Origin of the sequence: Amycolatopsis sp. NPDC024027, assembly GCF_040638975.1 — a bacterium.
In the GTDB taxonomy this organism is placed as follows: Bacteria; Actinomycetota; Actinomycetes; order Mycobacteriales; family Pseudonocardiaceae; genus Amycolatopsis.
The window spans coordinates 61,432-78,386 of record NZ_JBEZYY010000002.1; the positions used below are offsets into that span (position 1 = coordinate 61,432).

At 70.4% G+C, this 16,955-nt stretch carries 18 protein-coding genes, 1 tRNA gene and 1 pseudogene; 9 read left to right on the top strand and 11 right to left on the bottom strand.

The genetic code is table 11. The features are described from left to right. Positions 1–75: 75 nt before the first annotated feature. Entirely contained in the window at positions 76–2,541 is a 2,466-nt protein-coding gene (locus AB0F52_RS05090) for an endonuclease/exonuclease/phosphatase family protein (RefSeq protein ID WP_360164737.1), read from the bottom strand. A 126-nt stretch (positions 2,542–2,667) separates the two neighbouring features. Between AB0F52_RS05090 and AB0F52_RS05095 the strand changes: the two genes are divergently transcribed. Further along, positions 2,668–3,606, top strand: coding sequence for a CapA family protein (locus AB0F52_RS05095; RefSeq protein WP_360164739.1), 939 nt, complete (start codon positions 2,668–2,670; stop codon positions 3,604–3,606). Between the two features lie 290 nt (positions 3,607–3,896). Here AB0F52_RS05095 and AB0F52_RS05100 read toward each other — a convergent pair whose 3' ends face one another. Both AB0F52_RS05100 and AB0F52_RS05105 read right to left on the bottom strand, forming a co-directional pair. Continuing rightward, positions 3,897–4,343 carry a limonene-1,2-epoxide hydrolase family protein gene (locus tag AB0F52_RS05100; protein ID WP_360164741.1) on the bottom strand — a complete coding sequence of 149 codons (447 nt, stop codon included), beginning with the start codon at positions 4,341–4,343 and terminating at the stop codon, positions 3,897–3,899. 16 nt (positions 4,344–4,359) lie between these two features. Beyond that, positions 4,360–5,280 carry a TauD/TfdA family dioxygenase gene (locus AB0F52_RS05105; RefSeq protein ID WP_360164743.1) on the bottom strand — a complete coding sequence of 307 codons (921 nt, stop codon included), beginning with the start codon at positions 5,278–5,280 and terminating at the stop codon, positions 4,360–4,362. A 309-nt stretch (positions 5,281–5,589) separates the two neighbouring features. Here AB0F52_RS05105 and AB0F52_RS05110 point away from each other — a divergent pair, with 309 nt between their 5' ends. After that, on the top strand, positions 5,590–5,958 hold the full coding sequence (locus AB0F52_RS05110) for a hypothetical protein (RefSeq protein ID WP_360164745.1): 369 nt from the start codon (positions 5,590–5,592) through the stop codon (positions 5,956–5,958). Then, positions 5,955–6,527 carry a hypothetical protein gene (locus tag AB0F52_RS05115; protein ID WP_360164747.1) on the top strand — a complete coding sequence of 191 codons (573 nt, stop codon included), beginning with the start codon at positions 5,955–5,957 and terminating at the stop codon, positions 6,525–6,527. The genes AB0F52_RS05110 and AB0F52_RS05115 overlap by 4 nt, the downstream gene beginning before the upstream one ends. Here AB0F52_RS05115 and AB0F52_RS05120 read toward each other — a convergent pair. The 3 genes from AB0F52_RS05120 to AB0F52_RS05130 all read right to left on the bottom strand — a co-directional run bounded on the left by AB0F52_RS05120 (position 6,520) and on the right by AB0F52_RS05130 (position 9,556). Beyond that, entirely contained in the window at positions 6,520–7,302 is a 783-nt protein-coding gene (locus AB0F52_RS05120; RefSeq protein WP_360164749.1) for an NAD(P)H-binding protein, read from the bottom strand. The two genes, AB0F52_RS05115 and AB0F52_RS05120, sit on opposite strands and share 8 nt — an antisense overlap. A 477-nt stretch (positions 7,303–7,779) precedes the next feature. Next, a complete protein-coding gene (locus AB0F52_RS05125) occupies positions 7,780–8,955 on the bottom strand; it encodes a CU044_5270 family protein (protein WP_360164751.1) in 1,176 nt (391 codons plus the stop codon). Next, positions 8,948–9,556, bottom strand: a complete 609-nt coding sequence (locus AB0F52_RS05130) for an RNA polymerase sigma factor (RefSeq protein WP_360166529.1) — start codon at positions 9,554–9,556, stop codon at positions 8,948–8,950. Before AB0F52_RS05130 ends, AB0F52_RS05125 begins: the two co-directional genes overlap by 8 nt. Before the next feature lie 95 nt (positions 9,557–9,651). Here AB0F52_RS05130 and AB0F52_RS05135 point away from each other — a divergent pair, with 95 nt between their 5' ends. Both AB0F52_RS05135 and AB0F52_RS05140 read left to right on the top strand, forming a co-directional pair. Further along, entirely contained in the window at positions 9,652–9,873 is a 222-nt protein-coding gene (locus AB0F52_RS05135; protein WP_360164753.1) for a hypothetical protein, read from the top strand. Positions 9,874–10,274: 401 nt separating this feature from the next. Continuing rightward, positions 10,275–10,481 (top strand): annotated as a pseudogene (locus AB0F52_RS05140) (tyrosine-type recombinase/integrase); the annotation flags it as partial. 176 nt (positions 10,482–10,657) lie between these two features. Here the strand turns inward: AB0F52_RS05140 and AB0F52_RS05145 are convergent. The 4 genes from AB0F52_RS05145 to AB0F52_RS05160 form a co-directional block, all read right to left on the bottom strand. Next, positions 10,658–10,745: transfer RNA gene (locus AB0F52_RS05145), tRNA-Ser, on the bottom strand. A 33-nt stretch (positions 10,746–10,778) separates the two neighbouring features. Continuing rightward, the gene (locus AB0F52_RS05150) at positions 10,779–10,994 is read right to left on the bottom strand and encodes a CsbD family protein (RefSeq protein ID WP_360164755.1); all 216 of its coding nucleotides are present in this window, start codon (positions 10,992–10,994) and stop codon (positions 10,779–10,781) included. A 20-nt stretch (positions 10,995–11,014) separates the two neighbouring features. After that, positions 11,015–11,443: a nucleoside deaminase gene (locus AB0F52_RS05155; protein ID WP_103338119.1), complete on the bottom strand. Its 429-nt coding sequence runs from the start codon at positions 11,441–11,443 to the stop codon at positions 11,015–11,017. A gap of 23 nt (positions 11,444–11,466) precedes the next feature. After that, on the bottom strand, positions 11,467–11,949 hold the full coding sequence (locus AB0F52_RS05160) for a tRNA adenosine deaminase-associated protein (protein ID WP_360164757.1): 483 nt from the start codon (positions 11,947–11,949) through the stop codon (positions 11,467–11,469). Positions 11,950–12,026: 77 nt separating this feature from the next. Between AB0F52_RS05160 and AB0F52_RS05165 the strand changes: the two genes are divergently transcribed. Further along, the gene (locus AB0F52_RS05165) at positions 12,027–13,256 is read left to right on the top strand and encodes a M20 family metallopeptidase (protein WP_360164759.1); all 1,230 of its coding nucleotides are present in this window, start codon (positions 12,027–12,029) and stop codon (positions 13,254–13,256) included. Here the strand turns inward: AB0F52_RS05165 and AB0F52_RS05170 are convergent. Continuing rightward, entirely contained in the window at positions 13,253–15,202 is a 1,950-nt protein-coding gene (locus tag AB0F52_RS05170) for a phosphocholine-specific phospholipase C (protein ID WP_360164761.1), read from the bottom strand. The genes AB0F52_RS05165 and AB0F52_RS05170 overlap by 4 nt on opposite strands. 68 nt (positions 15,203–15,270) lie before the next feature. Here AB0F52_RS05170 and AB0F52_RS05175 point away from each other — a divergent pair, with 68 nt between their 5' ends. The 3 genes from AB0F52_RS05175 (at position 15,271) to AB0F52_RS05185 (ending at position 16,841) form a co-directional block, all read left to right on the top strand. Continuing rightward, positions 15,271–15,648 carry a VOC family protein gene (locus AB0F52_RS05175; RefSeq protein ID WP_360164763.1) on the top strand — a complete coding sequence of 126 codons (378 nt, stop codon included), beginning with the start codon at positions 15,271–15,273 and terminating at the stop codon, positions 15,646–15,648. Positions 15,649–15,673: 25 nt separating this feature from the next. Then, positions 15,674–16,141 carry a heme-degrading domain-containing protein gene (locus AB0F52_RS05180; RefSeq protein ID WP_360164765.1) on the top strand — a complete coding sequence of 156 codons (468 nt, stop codon included), beginning with the start codon at positions 15,674–15,676 and terminating at the stop codon, positions 16,139–16,141. A gap of 76 nt (positions 16,142–16,217) precedes the next feature. Beyond that, a complete protein-coding gene (locus AB0F52_RS05185; protein ID WP_360164767.1) occupies positions 16,218–16,841 on the top strand; it encodes a dihydrofolate reductase family protein in 624 nt (207 codons plus the stop codon). Positions 16,842–16,955 lie beyond the last annotated feature (114 nt).

The following is a 16,955-nucleotide window of genomic DNA, read 5'->3' on the forward strand; positions in this document are numbered from 1 at the left end:
TCACCCAAATGTGTCAACCACGAACAAGGCCACCTCCGGGCGCATCGCCCGGAGGTGGCCTTGCCGCACCGAAAACTACTTGCCGAAGACCTGCTCCAGCCAGTCGAGGAAGTCGTAGAGCGCGTCCTCGAGCGGGTTGCCCGCGCCCGGCCGGAACCGGATCACCTGCGGGTCGTGGTCGCTGGCCTGGTCGGCGAACTCCGCGTTGATGTGGACGACGTCGTAGTCCACCCCGCGCGGCGCCTTCGACGCCAGGATGTGGTCCAGCACCTGGGACTGACCCTCGAAGACGTAGCTGTACCGCTCGGCTTCGGGCACCGACGCGATCAGGTCCTTCAGCACGCCACCGGCGGTGAGCGTCTGGACCGCCGGCGAGAACGGGTAGTCGTTCAGGTCACCCGCCACGACGATGTTCGCGCTGCGATCGGCCGCCAGCAACGAATCGACGAACCCGCGCAGCACCGTCGCCTGCTTCGCGCGCTGCACCTCGGAACTGCGCGCCGGCGGCTGGAACCGGCCGTGCGTCGGCTGGTCGCCACCCTTGGAGTTGAAGTGGTTGGCGATGACGAACACCGTGCGGCCCTTGAAGACGAACTCGCCCGCCAGGGGCTTGCGGCTGGTCGTCCACGCCTCGTTCGCGGGGTCGACGCGGCCCGGCGACGCCGTCAGGTGCGCCTTGCCGTGCTCGCGCACCACGCCGACAGCCGTCGTCGGGGTCCCACCTGGACGGTCCACAAAGGACACGCGGGCCGGGTTGAACAGGAACGCCACGCGGATGTTGCCGCCCGGCTGGCCACCGTCCTGGTCGTTCACCGGGTCGATCTCGCGCCACTGGTAGCGCGGGCCGCCCTTGGCCACGATCGCGTCGGTGAACTTCTGCAGCGTCCGGTCGGCCGCGACGGTGCCGTCGTCGGTCGCCCCCGTGTTGTCCTGGATCTCTTCCAGGTTCACGATGTCCGGCGTCGCCAGGTGCGTCACGACCGCCTCGCCGAGGCGGTCGTACTTCGCCTGCGGGTCGCCCGGTGCCAGGTTCTCGACGTTGTACGTCGCGACGGCGAGCTCGCCGGTCCGCTGCTTGCGCGTGGTCTCGCCCTGCAGCCCGTTGTCCTTTTCGGTCCCCAGCACGCTGGCGAACAGCGTGTAGCCCCCGAAGTTGCTGTACTCGACCGGCCCGGACGTGGTGCCGGTCAGCACGTCACCGACGTTGAGCTTCGGGAACGGCCGCTCGGCGAACGGGATCAGCGACGAAACCTTCATGACCCCGCTGTTGAGCTGGTCGTACCCCAGGTACACGCTGCCGCCGCGGACCGACTTGTGCTGGTCCGGCTTCGACGTCACGTACAGCTCGTTGAACGAGTTCGACGGGCCGACGACCCGGGCGTCGCTGATCGAAACGATCTCGCTCTCGTGCGCCTCCCAGAAGTCCAGCGCGTACTTCGCCGGCTCCAGGGTGAGCGGCTCGATGTTGCCGCCGGGCGCCGGCGCGTAGGCCGTCGGCACGGTGTCCGGGTCGAGCACGGTCGGCGCCGGGAGGGCGTTCCCGTGCGAGCCGACCGTCCACTCCGCACTGCTCAGCTCGGTCAGCGACTGGTAGTTCGACGTCGCGGGCGCGTCCGGGTAGAACTCGCGGACGGTGCCGGTCGCGGTCACCGCGTCGCCGACCGCGACGGCCGGGCTCGTCGAACCGGTGAACACGAACAGGCCCTCGCTGGTACGCGGGTCGGTGTCCGGCTTGTCGTCGGTGACCCAGAAACCCCGCGACGAGCCGAACGTCCGGGTCGCGGTGACGACGCCGGTGACGCCGGAGACCTTCTTGTCCTTGAAGGGCGAAATCCGCGTGGTGCCCTGGATGTCGTGGATCTTCGCCGGGGCCGGCGCCGGTCCGGGGTCGCCGCCGGTCGACTCGCCCGCGGTGTTGGTCGGGGTCGGCGCGCCGACGGTGAAGTCGGCGGCGTTGTCGTCGGTGTCGGCGAGCGCCGTGCCGCGCGCGACGGACGTCGTGTTCGACGGCGCCGCGGTCGGGTTGCCCTCGCGCACGGTCGCCGTGCCGAACCCGGCGAGGTCCTTGATGCGCGCGTCGGCGGCGCAGTCGGCCGCGGTCTTGCAGGTCAGCGCCGTGGTGCCGGAGACGAGGGCGATCGTGCCGGCGGTGGCCGACATCGCGATCGCGCCGGTCGCGTCCGGCGTGGGCAGCTCGACGGTGCCGCCGGCGCCCTTGCCCTCGGCCACGAGGTAACGCCCACCCGGTGCGACGCTGCCGGCCAGTGGCGTCACCTGCCAGGTGCTCGACGGGCTCGCCGAACCGGGCAGGTACTGGACGCTGAAGCCGGCCAAGCTCGCGGCGGCCGCGCCTCGGTTGGCGAGCTCGACGAAGTCGCTGGTGAGCGTCGCGCCGGAGTTGCCACCACCGCCGTAGACCTCGGCGATGACCGCGTCGGCGCTCGGTGCGGCGAGCGCGGCCGGTGCGGCCACGCCGCCGAGCACCAGGCCCGACGCGACGGCCACCGTGAAGGCAGCCTTGGATCTGTGGGTCTTGGTCACCCTGAGTCCCCTTTGTGCTTGAACAGTCGTGGCATAGTCCCCCGAACAAGTGAGGAGGAGGAAGACAACGGTGCAACGATTCGTAACAACTACTTTCGTCGTCACTCATTCGGCAGAGCAGGTTTCGTGATCACGCTCGTCCTCGGCGGAGACGTCACCATCCCCGCCCGCACCACCCCCGCGGCCGCACTCGGCCGGCTGAACCCGCTGCTCGAAGGGGCCGACCTCCGGTTCGTGAACCTCGAAGGCCCCGTCGACGCGGCGGCCGCCGAAGCACTGAAGGCGACCGGCATCGACGTCGTTTCGGCCGCCAACGACGCCCCTCACCCGCCGGCGGCCGCGCTGGCGGGTCTCGGCGTGCTCGACCAGGCCGGGATCGCCCACTGCGGCGCGGGCGCGAACCTCGACAGCGCCCACGCCCCCGCGGTGCTCGAGCGATCCGGCGAAAAGGTCGCTTTCCTCGCGTACACCGCGCTCCGCGCACCCGGCCAAGTCGCCCAGCCCAGCGCGCCAGGGGTCGCGCAAGCGTTTGCGACCACGGCCTACCAGCCCGATCCCCGCGTCGCGGAGATCCCCGGCCGCCCGCCGATCGTGCGCACGGCGCCGGTCCCCGAACACCTGGAACGGCTCGTCGCCGACGTGCGGAAGGCGAAGGCCGCCTATGACCACGTCGTCGTCTCGATGCATTGGGGCCTCCCGGGCCCCGACCTGGCCGAGTACCAGGTCGCGTACGGGCGCGCGGCGCTCGACGCGGGCGCCGACCTCGTCGCCGGGCACGGGCCGCACACCATCCAGGCCGTCGAGGTGTACCGCCGCCGTCCCATCCTCTACAGCCTCGGCAGCCTCGTCTCCGGCTGGCCGGACGGCCTCCTGGCCGGGTGCTTGTTCGGCGACGAGCCGCGGCTCGAGCTCATCCCGGTGCGGCGGAACGCGGACAACGAGTGCGAGCCACTCGCCGGGGACGAAGCGGACAAGGTGCTGCGGTACGTCGCCGAGGTCTCGGCGCTGCGCTCCACGACGGTGACCGTCCAGGACGGAATCGCCTCGGTACCTGTTGGTGCGTAACGGATCGCGCGCAGTGTGTGACAACGGGACGCCGGCTTGTCACCCATCCGGCGCATCTGCCTTAAATGAAGGTCAAGGGTCGGAACAACCTGAGTTGAGCGGCGGTACGGTCTGCGTGAGCCGCCGGAAAAGTGGCACAGACCACTCCCGACAGCTCACGATCGGCACGACACGGGGGGAGGGAGAACGATCATGTGGGGGCTGATTGTTCTCAGTTGCGTGTTCGTGCTGGTGCTGGGGATAGCCGCGGTCGTGGACCTTCGGGACCACGACCGCGGCGAACACCGGGTCTAGCGCACCGCCTGCCTTCCCTTGTACCGGTCGAGGAGCGTGCGCGCGCCGGCCAGCGCGACCCGCCCGGCGCCCTTCGCACTCGCGGCCAGCACCGTCGTCCAGTCGAAGTAGTCGCGCCAGAGCACGATCCGGCCCGCCTCGACCTCGAACGTGCCGCACACCCAGAACTCCGCTTCCCACGCGCCGCGGCGCAGGACGTCCGTGCGTTCGGTGAGCACGACGTTGCCGTCCGCGGCGATGTGGTGTGTGCGTGCCTCGAACCCGGAGCCGAACCGGGCCAGCAGCCTGAGCTGCTTTTCGACCGCCGCGACGCCGCGGGCGGGCGGCAACGGCACGTTCTGGTACACGATGTCGCTCGCCGCGAACGTCAGCGCCCGGTCAATGTCGAGGTCTTCGAGAGCCTTGAGGAAACCGGTCACCACTACCTGGGGTTCATCGGTCATACCCCCAGGCTAAGGCTCAGAACGGCCGGTCGCCCGCGATGGCGACGCGCTCCGCGATCCGGACGTGCGGGTGGTAGTCGTTGACGGCGTAGTGCTGGGTCGCGCGGTTGTCCCAGAACGCGACCGAGTTCGGCCGCCAGCTGAACCGGACCTGGAATTCGGGCGTGTGAGCCTGCAGGAACAGGTACCGCAGCAGCCGGTCGCTCTCGGCCCGGTCCAGGCCGGTGATGTGCGTCGTGAACGCCTGGTTGACGAACAGGGTGCGCCGCCCGGTCTCCGGGTGCGTCCGGACCACCGGGTGTTCCACCGGCGGGAAGCGGTCCTGCCACCGCGCCAGCAGCGCGGGATCGGAGAACCGGTCGAAGCCGGGGAGGTAGTCGTGCACCGCGGTGAGCCCGTCGATGCGGGCGCGGACGTCTTCGGGCAGGTTGTCGTGGGCCGCGGCCATGTCGGCCCACATCGTGTCGCCGCCGACCGGCGGCACCTCGACCAGCCGCAGCACCGAGCCGAGCGCCGGGGCGGGCCGCCAGGTGACGTCGGTGTGCCAGATGTTCTCGTACCCGGGCATGGCCGCCGTGCGCTCGAAGCGCGTGACGGCGTCGTCGTCCCCCTGCGGGATGAACGGGTTGGTCTCCAGCTCGCCCCAGTTCGCGGCGAACGCGCGCTGCTGCGCCGAGGTGATCCGCTGGTCTCGGAAGAAGAGCACCTTCCACTCGAGCAGGGCGTGGTTGAGCTCTTCGCGCAGGTCAGCGCCCACCGGCGCGCCGAGGTCGACGCCGTCGACCTCGGCGCCGATCACCCGGCCGAGCGGGCGGAGGGTGAACAGCTCGTACGGCCTCCGCTGCGGTTCCCGGAGGATTCGGGGGCCTTCGAAGATGCCATCCGCGGGTGTGACGGCCCCGCGCAGCTGAATCCGGGCAGGAAGATCTACGGACATGGTTGTGCTCCAAGGGTTTCGGGGAATTCGGACGCCGGGTTCGCGTCAGGCGGGCGGCGAACCCAGGCGGCCGCGGCGCAGCAGGAGCTCCACGACGCCCTCCCCGATCGACCGCACGCAAGCCCGGATCAGCGTGGTTTCCCAGGTGGCGGACATGCGTTCATGGTCGCTTTCTTCCCGACGTGCGGTCAAGCCGTCCACTTGGTGGAACACTGTTCAACGCCGCAGGTCACCGCGGTGCAGACGGCTCGGGAGCATGAGGCAAGATCTTCCCCGATCGGGTGAGCGCTCTTGATGACGGAGGTCCCCATGCCGGAAGGCAGAGGCTCGCGGATCGGTGACAACCCGGGGCTCCGCCCCGGGGCGATGGGTTTCGCCCGGAACCCCCCGCAGAAGCCGGACCGGCTGCGTGCCGCCGCCGACCTGCTCGACCAGGCCGCGGCCGCCGACGACAAGGCAGCGGGGAGGTTCGCCGAAGCCCGCGTCGATTCGACGCCGTTCGGCATTTCGCCGCAGGCCCGTGAGCTGGCCGCGCGCTGGGCGACGGCGCTGGCGGCGCGCGAGGCGGACGCGCGCGTCCTCGGTGACGCGACGTCGGACCTGGCGGGTCGGCTGCGCATGGCGGCGGTGAGCACGCGGAGCACCGGGTTCCGGGGGCGGTTAGCGGTGGCACCGTGACCGCCGAGGTCTTCGAACACCCGGCGCTGGCGTCGGCGGCTACGCAGCTGTCCGCGTTGCGTGCGGCGGCCGGCCGGCTCGGCGTCGCGGACCCGGTGGCGGCGCTGCGGCACCTCGACTGCGCACCGGCGTCGATCCGCACGTCCGCCTCGGCGATCGACACCGGCGCGCTCGGGGTGACCTCGGCGCAGGCGGAGTTCCGCGCCGGCGTCGAGCACGCCGAAACCGGCGGCAGCACCGAAACTTTCGGCACGTGGGCGGACACAGTGGACGGTCAGTACGCGGCGGCGGCGCGCGCGGCCGCGTCGACGGCGGCCTTGGGCGTCCGCATCGCCGACCGGCTGGACGAGCTGGCGGTGACCGCGTCCGAGGAGGTGTGCGCGCTCGCTTCCACCGCGGCGGCCTCGGTGTCGGCGGTGCTGGCCGGCGACCGTTCGGCCGAGGTGGTGAGCGAGGTCGGCGCCACGTGCGCGGCGGTGGTCCGGGCCGTGCAGGACAAGATCGCGGCGCTGACCGCGCTGGCGGCCGAACTGGAGCCGTTGACGGCCCCGGCCGTCGAACTCAGCTGAAGTGCTCGCGCGCCCACTCCGCGAAGGGCCGCGCGGGATGCCCGGTGACGCGGGCGACGTCCAGCGAGACGGGTTCCGGGTCGTCGACGAGTGACGCCCAGTGGTTCACCGCACCAGCCGCGAATTCCGCACCCAGGTGGCCACTCAGCTGCGCTATCGCCTCTTCCGGCGGCTGTTCTTCCCACGTGACAGGCTTTCCGAGCGCCTCGCCGATGAGCCGGACCTGTTCGGCCTGCGCGACGGATTCCGGGCCGGTGACCAGGTAAATCTGCCTCGCGTGGTCCTCGGTGAGCGCCTTGACGGCCATGTCGGCGACATCGCGTTCGTGGACGACCGACCGTTTCGCCTGCCCGTACGCCGCCCGGACGACCCCGGTTTTGATTTCCTGCGCCCAGGCGAGTGCGTTGGTGGCCAGCCCGGTGACGCGGAGGAAGGTCCAGTCGCCGGTGACCTTCTCGACGGCGGCTTCGACATCGCCCCACACGCCCCCGTCTTCGGCGGACATGGCGGAGAGGTAGACGATTTTCTTGCCACCGAAGGGTTCTACGGCTTTCTCGATGCCGTCGGCGGAGAAGAAGGGCCAGAGCAGGTAGACGGCGTCGACCCCGTCGGCGGCTTCGGCGGGATCGGTGATGTCGCCCTGAACGACGTCGACGCCGTCCGGCGCCTTCGCGCGATCCCGGACGAGGACTCGGGTTTCCACGCCCGCGGCCCGCAGTCCGGCGACGACGTGGCGTCCGGTGTGGCCGGTGGCCCCGGTGACGAGAACAGTCATGGTGCGCTCCTGGTGATCAGCTTGTGCCGACCACGGTCACACTTCAAGAGCCCTTCAAGTCAAGCGGACGGCTCGGCGTCTGCATGAGGCAATTCTTACCGAAGACAGCAAACGCACTGGCGCCTTCCAGACAACGCCGAATCTTCGACCCCAGCCACCCGCCCCGGTGACCACACCGGGGGTCCGGGGGCGGAGCCCGCCGGGCGGGTCTGGGGGTTGCACCCCCAGAAACACGGCGAGCGAGGCACGTCGACGCTTTCCGTCGACACACCTCGCCCACTCGCGAGCGGTGGCCTCTGCAACACCAGCGACCCGCCGAACGGGTCGACAACTGCGACACAGACGCAACTGCGACAGCTTTGACTGTTTAATCGGAGGTGCGGGCGCGCAGATGCCGGTTCGCAACCGAGCGGAAAGTGGGCCCGGCACCCGCCCCGAGCGAGTGCCGGGCCCACTCTGGCCGGCCTCGTGGGCCGGTCAGTTTCCCGCCGGAACGGTCCCCGCCTGGTCGGTGATGGCGGTGTGGACCGAACTGTAGGAGGTGACGGTGTCGGCTTTGATGCCTTCGATCCCCGCGTCGCCTCCTGGTGTGAACTGGGTCGTCCGTTCCCCGATGAACTCGCCGGTGTCGCAGTCGACGATGATCTCGTAGAGATAGGTACCGTCCGGGGGGGTGACTCCCAGGGCGACGCCCTTGCGGCCGTCGAGGTTCGCCACCTGCGCGGTGATCTTCAGGCCGGGGATCTTGGCCACCGCGCGGTACACCGCTTCCTTGAGATCGGCGGGTACGACACCGGTCTTCAGCAGATCGGCCGCGAGTCTCAGCACACCTCCGCCGCGGGGCTTGTTCACCAGAAAGGGATCTTTGAGCATGAGGTCGTAGAGCTGTTGCGGGTCGCGGGGCAAGTCGGCCAACTGCTGTTTGGTGGGTGCGCTCCATTCGCCGGCGCCCCGGCCCGCGAAGATCAACGCTTTCTCGGGGAACTGGCCACCCCGCGCGCGCCACTCACCGGACTGACGGATTTCGTTTATGCTCTGGCCCTCGGTGGTGGGAGTTTGCTCGTTGCCCACCAGCCACTGCTTGTTCCCCGTCTGCCCGATCTTGAGCAGCCATTCACTGTCGAAGTCGCTCGGCTGCCAGGTCTGCCTCAGCTCTTCGGCGAGGAAAGCGAACTGGCGCTCTTTGCTGGCGACCAGGTACCAGCCGCGGGTCTCGGTGTACCGGAATTTCCCCGCGGGAATGGGTGCCTCGCCCGTGACGTGGATCATGTCGGCCGCTTGGCCCAGCGCCTGCTGCACCGACGCGAATTTCACCACCGGCACCGACGACGTCGACTGGGCCGAGGGGGCACCGCGGTCTCCGCCGGTGATCGCCACGGTGGCGCCGACGGCAACGACCACTACCGCGGCGGCCGCCGCGCTGAGCCACCAGCGCCGTCCTGCGGGGAGCCCTGGCTTTCGTGTCGGCTCGGTCACTGGGTCGGTGTCGGCCACCAGGGTGTCCCTTCCTTCGAGTGAGCGCACTGCGTTCAACAGTGTGTTTCGTGCCTCGACCAGGGGCTGCCGGTTGGCGAGTTCGCCGGGGCGCATCAAGATCAGCCCTTCGTCCAGCTCTTCGTCGGTCCACAAGCGGTGGACGTTGTCCTCAGTCATCGGCCTGTACTCCTTCCTCATCGCGCGCGGAGCTGGATGCCGCGGACGCCTTCAGCAAGCGCCGGATCCGGTGCAAGCGGGAGCGCACGGTGCCGGCGGGAACACCGAGCGCCTCGCCGATCTCGGTCGGCGCCAGTTCCGCCCAACTGGTCAGCAGCAGCACGTCCAGATCGTTCGGCGAGAGTTCCGCCAACGCCCCGGCCAGGTGCTGCACCCGGGTCTGCGCGTCGATCCGTTCGGCTACCCGATCGGCATGCCCGTGCACAACCCGCCTGCTGTGCTCGTGCGCGGCCAGGCGCAACTGCCTGCGTTGGGCAGCGACCTCGTTGCGGACCTCCGTGCGCAGTAGGTTCGTCGCGATACCGAACAGCCAGGACCGGGCGCTTCCTCGCTCAGCGTCGTAGCGGTCGCGCTGCTGCAATGCGATCAGGAACGTCTCGCTGAGCAGGTCACCGGCAATGTCGACACCGATCCTCCCGACCAGATAGCGGTGCAGGACCGCGGCGTGCTCGTCGAACAGACGCCGGAAAGTCTCCTCGAGATCACCGCGGCGCAGGTCAGGCCGATCATCACCGCTTGGCGGAGTTGATTGCCGCGTCATAGTCACAGCAAGTATTGGGTTTGCGCGGCGGAAGCGTTCACGCGGGGGCGCTGTCGGTGCGGGACGAGCACTTCGACCAGCACACGATCAGCACCGTGGAACGAGCGAAACGGCGTCGGCACGGACTCGCCAACTACCGGCTCATCCGGTACTCGGACGACTTCGTGATCATGGTGTCCGGCAACCAGGCACAGGCCGAAGCGCTCCTTCCCGAGGTGGCGGCGGTGCTCGCGCCGATGGGTCTACGACTGTCGGCCGAGAAGACGATGATCACCACATCGACGGTGCTAATACAAACACTCCGCGCGCCACCGTAAGACTTCGGCATCACACTGAGCACTTCTCCCGAATCACGGTACCACCCGGAGAGCTGAGAATATTAGGGGAGACCGAAGGCCCATTGGACGGAATCGAGTCGAACAAGCACCGAATTGCTCCCGAAGATATGGAAACAGGATTCGCTATTAGGAAGGTGCACTTCTCCGATTCTCGCGGTCGCCGCTGAATCGCGCGCAGCTGGTCCAGGTACTCGGTCGTTGAGCTTGCGCAAGCGCCTGTGACGGGTGGCGTGACAGCCTCGCCAGCCGCCACACCACCCGTGGACGACGTGACAAGCCGCAGGTCAGGAGCCACCAGCCGTTGACTCAGCCTCTTCTAGCTCCGGCCCTGGAGGCTCACCGGGTCCAGCAGGCGGAGGAGCGCGAGGCGGCGGCGGATCTGGGGGGAGGGAAGGGAGTGGGTCTTCGCCACGCCGATCGGCCGGCCGACGCACCCGAGGCCGGACAACCGGGCGTGGAAGGCGTTGCTGCGCCTGGCAGGCGTGCGTAACGCCCGGCTCCACGACGCGCGGCACACGGCCGCCACAGTGCTGCTTGAGCTCAAGGTTCCGTTGCCCGCGGTGATGGAGCTGATGGGCTGGCGGAGCAGGTGGGAGCCCACATGTGGGCCGATCCGGACGACGAAGACGAGGAGGAGTAGGACGACGGCCCGGAAGGCGCGCTCGTGCCCGCCTGATCGGGGCATCTGAGACGGAAACTGAGACGGGACAGCAGAACGCCCGACAACCCCATGAGGGTCGCCGGGCGTTTTGCCTGTGTAGAGCGGTGGCGGTGGGATTTGAACCCACGGACGGGGATTAGCCGTCACACGATTTCGAGTCGTGCTCCTTCGGCCGCTCGGACACGCCACCGCGAAGAACAATACCCGAGGGCGGAGCTGGGGCTCACCTGGGGTCGGCGGGCCGGTTGCCGCGCAGCCTGACCTGGGCCTCGCGCGCCACGCGGCGAGCTCGGCGGCCGACGTCCGACGCCGTTGAGCGCAGCTGGGCCGTGCGGCGCTGGGCTCGGCCCGATGCTTCCAGACGGCGGTTGCCGGTGACCTCGCCGGCCTTCTCGCGAGCGCTGCCCACTGCCTGCTGGATCCGGTGCTTCATCGTCATACCGGAGGAGTACCCAAATCTCAGCGGCGCATCGCGAAGTACGTCTCCAGGAGCCCGGCGCACTCGTCCACCAGGACGCCTCCGTGCACTTCAGGGCGGTGGTTGAGACGGCGGTCACGCACGACGTCCCACAACGACCCCACCGCGCCCGTCTTGGGCTCCCACGCCCCGAACACCAGCCGGGCGATGCGGGCCAGCACCAGCGCGCCCGCGCACATCGTGCACGGCTCGAGCGTCACCGCCAGCGTGCAGCCCTCGAGCCGCCAGCCGTCGCCCACCACCTGGGCCGCCGCGCGCAGGGCGAGGATCTCCGCGTGCGCCGTGGGGTCGCCCAGCTCGATGCGCGCGTTGCGGGCCGCGGCCAGCGGGACGCCGTCGGGGCCGAACACGACCGCCCCGATCGGCACGTCCGCGCCGGGGGCCCGCGCCGCTTCCAGCGCGGCCTCCACGGCCTCGGTGTCGGACGGGCGTCTCAGAGCTCGTCCAGGAGCTTGGCGAACTCGCTGCCGAACCCGCAGCGCTGCGCGACCATCTGCAGCTGCTCGTCCGGGTAGAGGTCGACCTCGCCGACGATGACCTCCAGCTCCGGCGCAGGCAGCCCGAGATCGGCCAGGATCTCCAGGTCGCCCTCGGGCCAGACGGAGTCGTCCTCCTCGTCCGGCGGGTCGACGCGCAGGACGTCGAGGACGTCCGCCGCGATGTCGTAGTCCAGCGCCGCCGCCGCGTCCGAGAGCAGCAACGACGGCCCCCGCGGGCTCGGCCGGACGATCACGAAGAACTCGTCGTCGACCGCCAGCAGCCCGAAGCTCGCGCCGGTGGAACGTAGTTTGCCCAGTTCAGTGATCGCCGCGTCCAGCTCGGTCAACGCCCCCGGGTCGAGCACACTGCACCGCCACCGACCGTCTTCCCGGACCACAGCCACCGCGAAGCCCGTGACCGGCTCTTCCACCGCCATGCGCACACCGTATTCCGCCGGTCGATCTCGCGCACGCACGGTGCGCCCGAAGCGCCGCATGCGGCACTATCGGGACCATGACCGGCCCCACTGACCTGCCCACCTTGCCCGGCACGCCGTTCGCCGGGCTCCTCGACGACGCGCGGGCGCTGCAGGACCGCACGGTCGCCCTCCGCCGGACCGTGCACCGCCACCCGGAACAGGGCCTCCACCTGCCGCGCACGCAGGCGGCGATCCGGGAGGCCCTCGACGGCCTGCCGCTCGAGATCACCGAAGGCAAGGCCACGACGTCGCTGACGGCCGTCCTGCGCGGCGCGCGGCCCGGTCCGGCGGTGCTGCTGCGCGGCGACATGGACGCGCTGCCGCTGACCGAGGAGACCGGCCTCGACTTCGCGTCGGAGGACCCGGAGTCGATGCACGCGTGCGGGCACGACACGCACGTCGCGATGCTCGCTTCGGCGGCGCGGCTGCTCGCGGAGCGCCGGGACCAGCTGGCGGGGTCGGTCGTGTTCATGTTCCAGCCGGGTGAGGAAGGTCACCACGGCGCCCGGTTCATGATCCACGAGGGGGTGCTCGACGCCGCCGGCACGCGGGTCGAGCGGGCGTTCGGCGTCCACATCCTCGCCAACGCGCCCAGCGGGCTGCTGCAGCTGCGGCCCGGCCCGCTGATGGCGTCGGCGGACTCGTTCCACGTGCGCGTCACGGGCAAGGGTGGCCACGGCTCGGCGCCGCAGCACACCATCGACCCGGTGCCGGCCGCCGCGGCCATGGTCGGGGCGCTGCACACGATGATCACGCGCCGGGTCAGCGTGTTCGACCCCGCGGTGCTCTCGGTGACCCGGATCCAGGCCGGCACGACGACGAACATCATCCCCGAGACCGCCGAGCTCGAGGGCACGATCCGCACGCTGTCCGAGCAGACGCGCGCGCTGGTCCGCGCCGAGCTGCCGAAGGTGTGCGAGCAGGTCGGTGCGGCCTACGGCTGCCGCGTGGTCGCCGACGTCGAGCCGGGCTACCCGGTGACGGTGAACGACGACCGCGTCGCCGCCGAGGTGCTGCGGCTCGGAGCGGCCGTGCTCGGCCCGGGCAACGTCGAACTGCTCGCCGACCCGCTGATGGGCGCCGAGGACTTTTCCTACGTCCTGCAACGCGTCCCCGGCGCGTACGCGTTCCTCGGCGCGTGCCCGCCCGGCGTCGACCCCGCGGAAGCGGCGGCGAACCACTCCAACCGCGTGCTCTTCGACGAGGACGCGATGCCCCACGGCGTCGCGATGCTCGCCGCCTTCGCGCTCGACTCCCTCCGCTAGGGCCCGGTCCGCGACGGGCGGCCGTCTTCCAGGTGACCGGCGAACCGGCGGCGCCACCCGGGCGTCTCGAACGTGACGTCGTACCAGCCGTGGCGCGCCGGCACCGGGAAGTCGTGCGAGCCACCTGGCGGGAGGGTGACGTCGTTCAGCGTGATCGGTGACGGCCCGCTGTTGGTCACCGTGACCCGCAGTGCGGGCGCGGGGGTGAACGTGACGGCCGCATCGAGGCCCAGGCCACCCGAAGCCTCGACGACGAAGCCGTTCGGGCCGTGGATGGCGACGTCGTACGTCCCGCCGTGCGCGATTTCGCCCGCCATCGAGGCACCCGGGCCGACGTCGAAGCGTTGCGACGCTCCGCTCGCGTGGTAGGCGTACGCGGCCAGCTGCAGCGCCTGCGTCCCGTGGTTGGCCAGGTGGAGCTTCAAGACGCCCGACTCGGCCGTGACCCAGGCGACCGGCTGGTAGGGCAGCGGGCGCGCCTTCGCCGTGCCGGCGTCCTGCACCAGCGAGCCCGGCCCCAGCCCGGGCTTCGGCAGCCGGGCCTGCGTCCGGTCGGCTTCGGCGCGCAACGCGTTCGCGTCGGGCAGCAGCGGGATGGTCGTGTCGGGCGCGCGGAAGTCGAAACAGCTGGTCAGGTCGCCGCAGATCGCCCGGCGCCACGCCGAGATGTTCGGCTCGCGCACCCCGGTCCAGGTCTCCAGGAACCGCAGCACCGACGTGTGGTCGAAGACCTGCGAGTTCACCCAGCCGCCGCGGCTCCACGGCGAAACGACGGTCATCGGCACGCGCGGACCAAGCCCGATCGGGACGGGCGGCCCGGACGGCTCGCCCTTCTCCGGCCGGTTGCCCGGCAGGTATTCGCCGGGAGTGCCGGGCGGCGGCGTCGGCGGGACGACGTGGTCGAAGAAGCCGTCGTTTTCGTCGTAGTTGATGAAGACGACGGTCGACTCCCACAGCTGCGGGTTGTCCCACAACGCTTTCAGCATGCGCTGGACGTACGCGGCGCCGTCGACCGGCCGCGCCGCCGGGTGCTCGCAGTAGCCGTACGGAGCCACGACCCACGAGACCGCGGGCAGCGTGCCGGCCGCGCAGTCGGCGATGAACTCGGCCAGCACGTGGTCGAGGTCCTTCCCCTTCCCCGAGTCGGGCGTGAGCCGCTTGCGCAGGTTCCCGCGTTCGGCCAGCCGGCGTTTCGCCGGGTCCATCGAGTACAGCGCGTCGTGGAAGTTCTGGAACAGCCAGAGCGGGTTGTCGCCGTAGTCGCCGACGAAGTGCTCGGGGACGCCGCGCTCCTCGTCGTTCGCGTAGATCCGCCAGGAGACGCCCGCGGCCTCGAGCCGTTCGGGGTAGGTCGTCCAGCGGAAGGACGGTTCGTAGTCCGGCGCGTTGTGCGTCGCGGGGCCACCGGCGAGGCCGTCCGGGTCGATCGTGCCGGTCCAGTGGTACAGCCGGTTCGGGTGCGTCGGGCCCTGAATCGAGCAGAAGTAGTTGTCGCAGAGGGTGAACGCGCTCGCCAGCGCGCGCTGGAACGGGAGGTCTTCGCGCGTGAAGTACCCCATCGTCATGGGGCTCTTCGCCGCTGTCCAGCGGTCGTACGCGCCGCCGTTCCACGCGCGGTGCGTGCTGTTCCAGTCGTGCGGCAGCTCGCCGAGGTCCTGGCCGTCCACAACGGACGTGTCGAGGTGGAACGGCAGCACCGGGCCGCCTTTGTCGCCGCGCTGGCGGAAGACGTCGCGCAGGGCCGCGCGATCGCCGAAGCCGCGTACGCCGGCCATGGTGCCGTAGTAGTGGTCGAACGACCGGTTCTCCTGCATCAGCACCACGACGTGGCGGACGTCGTCGATCTTGCCCGTCCGCGGCACGGGGGCGCACGCCACCGGCAGCGCGCCGGCGACGGTGGCCGCGGCCGCGCCGCCCAGCACCGTGCGACGACGGATCCGCCCCATGCCCACCTCCTCGTCCCCCGGCCGCGGCTCGGCCGAGGGGTACGTTCGCCACCGAGAGAGGTGAAGCCATGCTCAACTCAGCGGATTTGGTCGCCTTCGCACCGTCGGCCGACCTCGAGCGCTCGCGCGCCTTCTACACGGATGTCGTCGGGCTCGAGTTCATCGAGCAGTCCCCCTTCGCGTGCGTGTTCCGCAGCGGCGCGACCATGCTGCGCGTCACCGCCGTCGCCGAGTTCACGCCCCAGCCGTTCACGGTGCTCGGCTGGGCCGTCGCCGACATCCGGGCGGCGGTGGCCGAGTTGCGTGGCCGTGGCGTGGAATTCCTCACCTTCGACACGCTGCCACAGGACACCGACAAAATCTGGACCACGCCGGGCGGCCGGATCGCCTGGTTCCGGGACCCGGACGGCAACGTGCTGTCCCTGACCGAGTTCACTGGCGATTAAACAACACTGTTGATTTAATATGTCCATGACCGAAGCCGACCGCCTCGCCCAGCTCGCCGAGCAGGAGGAACGCCTCCAGTTCGCGCGGTTCGACAACGAGACCGCCCTCGCCCTCGGCCAGCAGCTGCTGGCGGCCGCCCGGGACCGCGGGCTGCCGGTGACGATCTCGGTCCGGCGCAACGGCCAGCGGCTCTTCCACGCCGCGCTGCCCGGGACGTCGGCCGACAACGACGCCTGGATCGACCGCAAGAGCCGCGTCGTCGACCGCTACGGGCACAGCTCCTTTTTCGTCGGGACGCAGTTCCGCGCGAAGGGCGGCTCGTTCGAGGAGCAGTCCGGCCTCGACCAGGCCCGTTACGCGGCCCACGGCGGGGTGTTCCCGGTGCTGGTGCGCGGGGTCGGGCCGGTCGGCACGGTCGGCGTGTCCGGGCTCCCGCAGGCCGACGACCACGCGTTCGTCGTCGAGCAGCTGGAGCTGTTCCTGGACTCCTGAACTCCTTCCGGCGGGGTTGTCGAATCGGTACGACGCCGTTCGACGGGTCAGTGCAGACCGACCCGAAGGAGAAACCATGGGCCACCTCACCGCGACGACGTTCCTGACCCTCGACGGCGTCTACCAGGCGCCCGGCGGCCAGGAGGAGGACACTTCCGGCGGCTTCGACCTCGGCGGCTGGGTGACGCCGTTCTACGAGGAGGACATGGGCCGGCTCGTCGCCGACTGGTTCTCCCGCGCGGGCGCGTTCCTGCTCGGACGGCGGACGTACGACATCTTCGCCGCGCACTGGCCGAAGGTCACCGACCCCGCCGACCCGGTCGCGTCCCGGCTCAACACCCTGCCGAAGTACGTGGTGTCACGAACGCTGACGGACCCGTCCTGGTCCGGCACGTCCGTCGTGGACGGCGACGTCGCCGAGTCCGTCCGTGACCTCAAGGCGAGGACGGACGGCGAGCTCCAGGTGCACGGGAGCGGCGCCCTGCTGCAGACGTTGATCGCGCACGACCTGGTGGACGAGTACCGGCTGTGGCTGTACCCGGTCGTGCTGGGCAAGGGGCGCCGGCTCTTCCCGGACGGCGTCGTGCCGAAGGCGTTCGAGCACGTCGAGACCCGGCACACCGCCGGGGGCGTGAACGTGCTCGTGCTGCGGCCGGCCGGGAAACCTCGGTTCGACACGTTCCAGCTTCCGGAGGGGTAAACGGCTTGGCAGCGCTTGCTACCGTCGATCCCATGAAGCGCGCTGCACTGACGACGACGCCGGAGAGTGTCCCGGCGCGCTGAACGATGTTTCCGGCCCGGGGCGGTTGCCCCG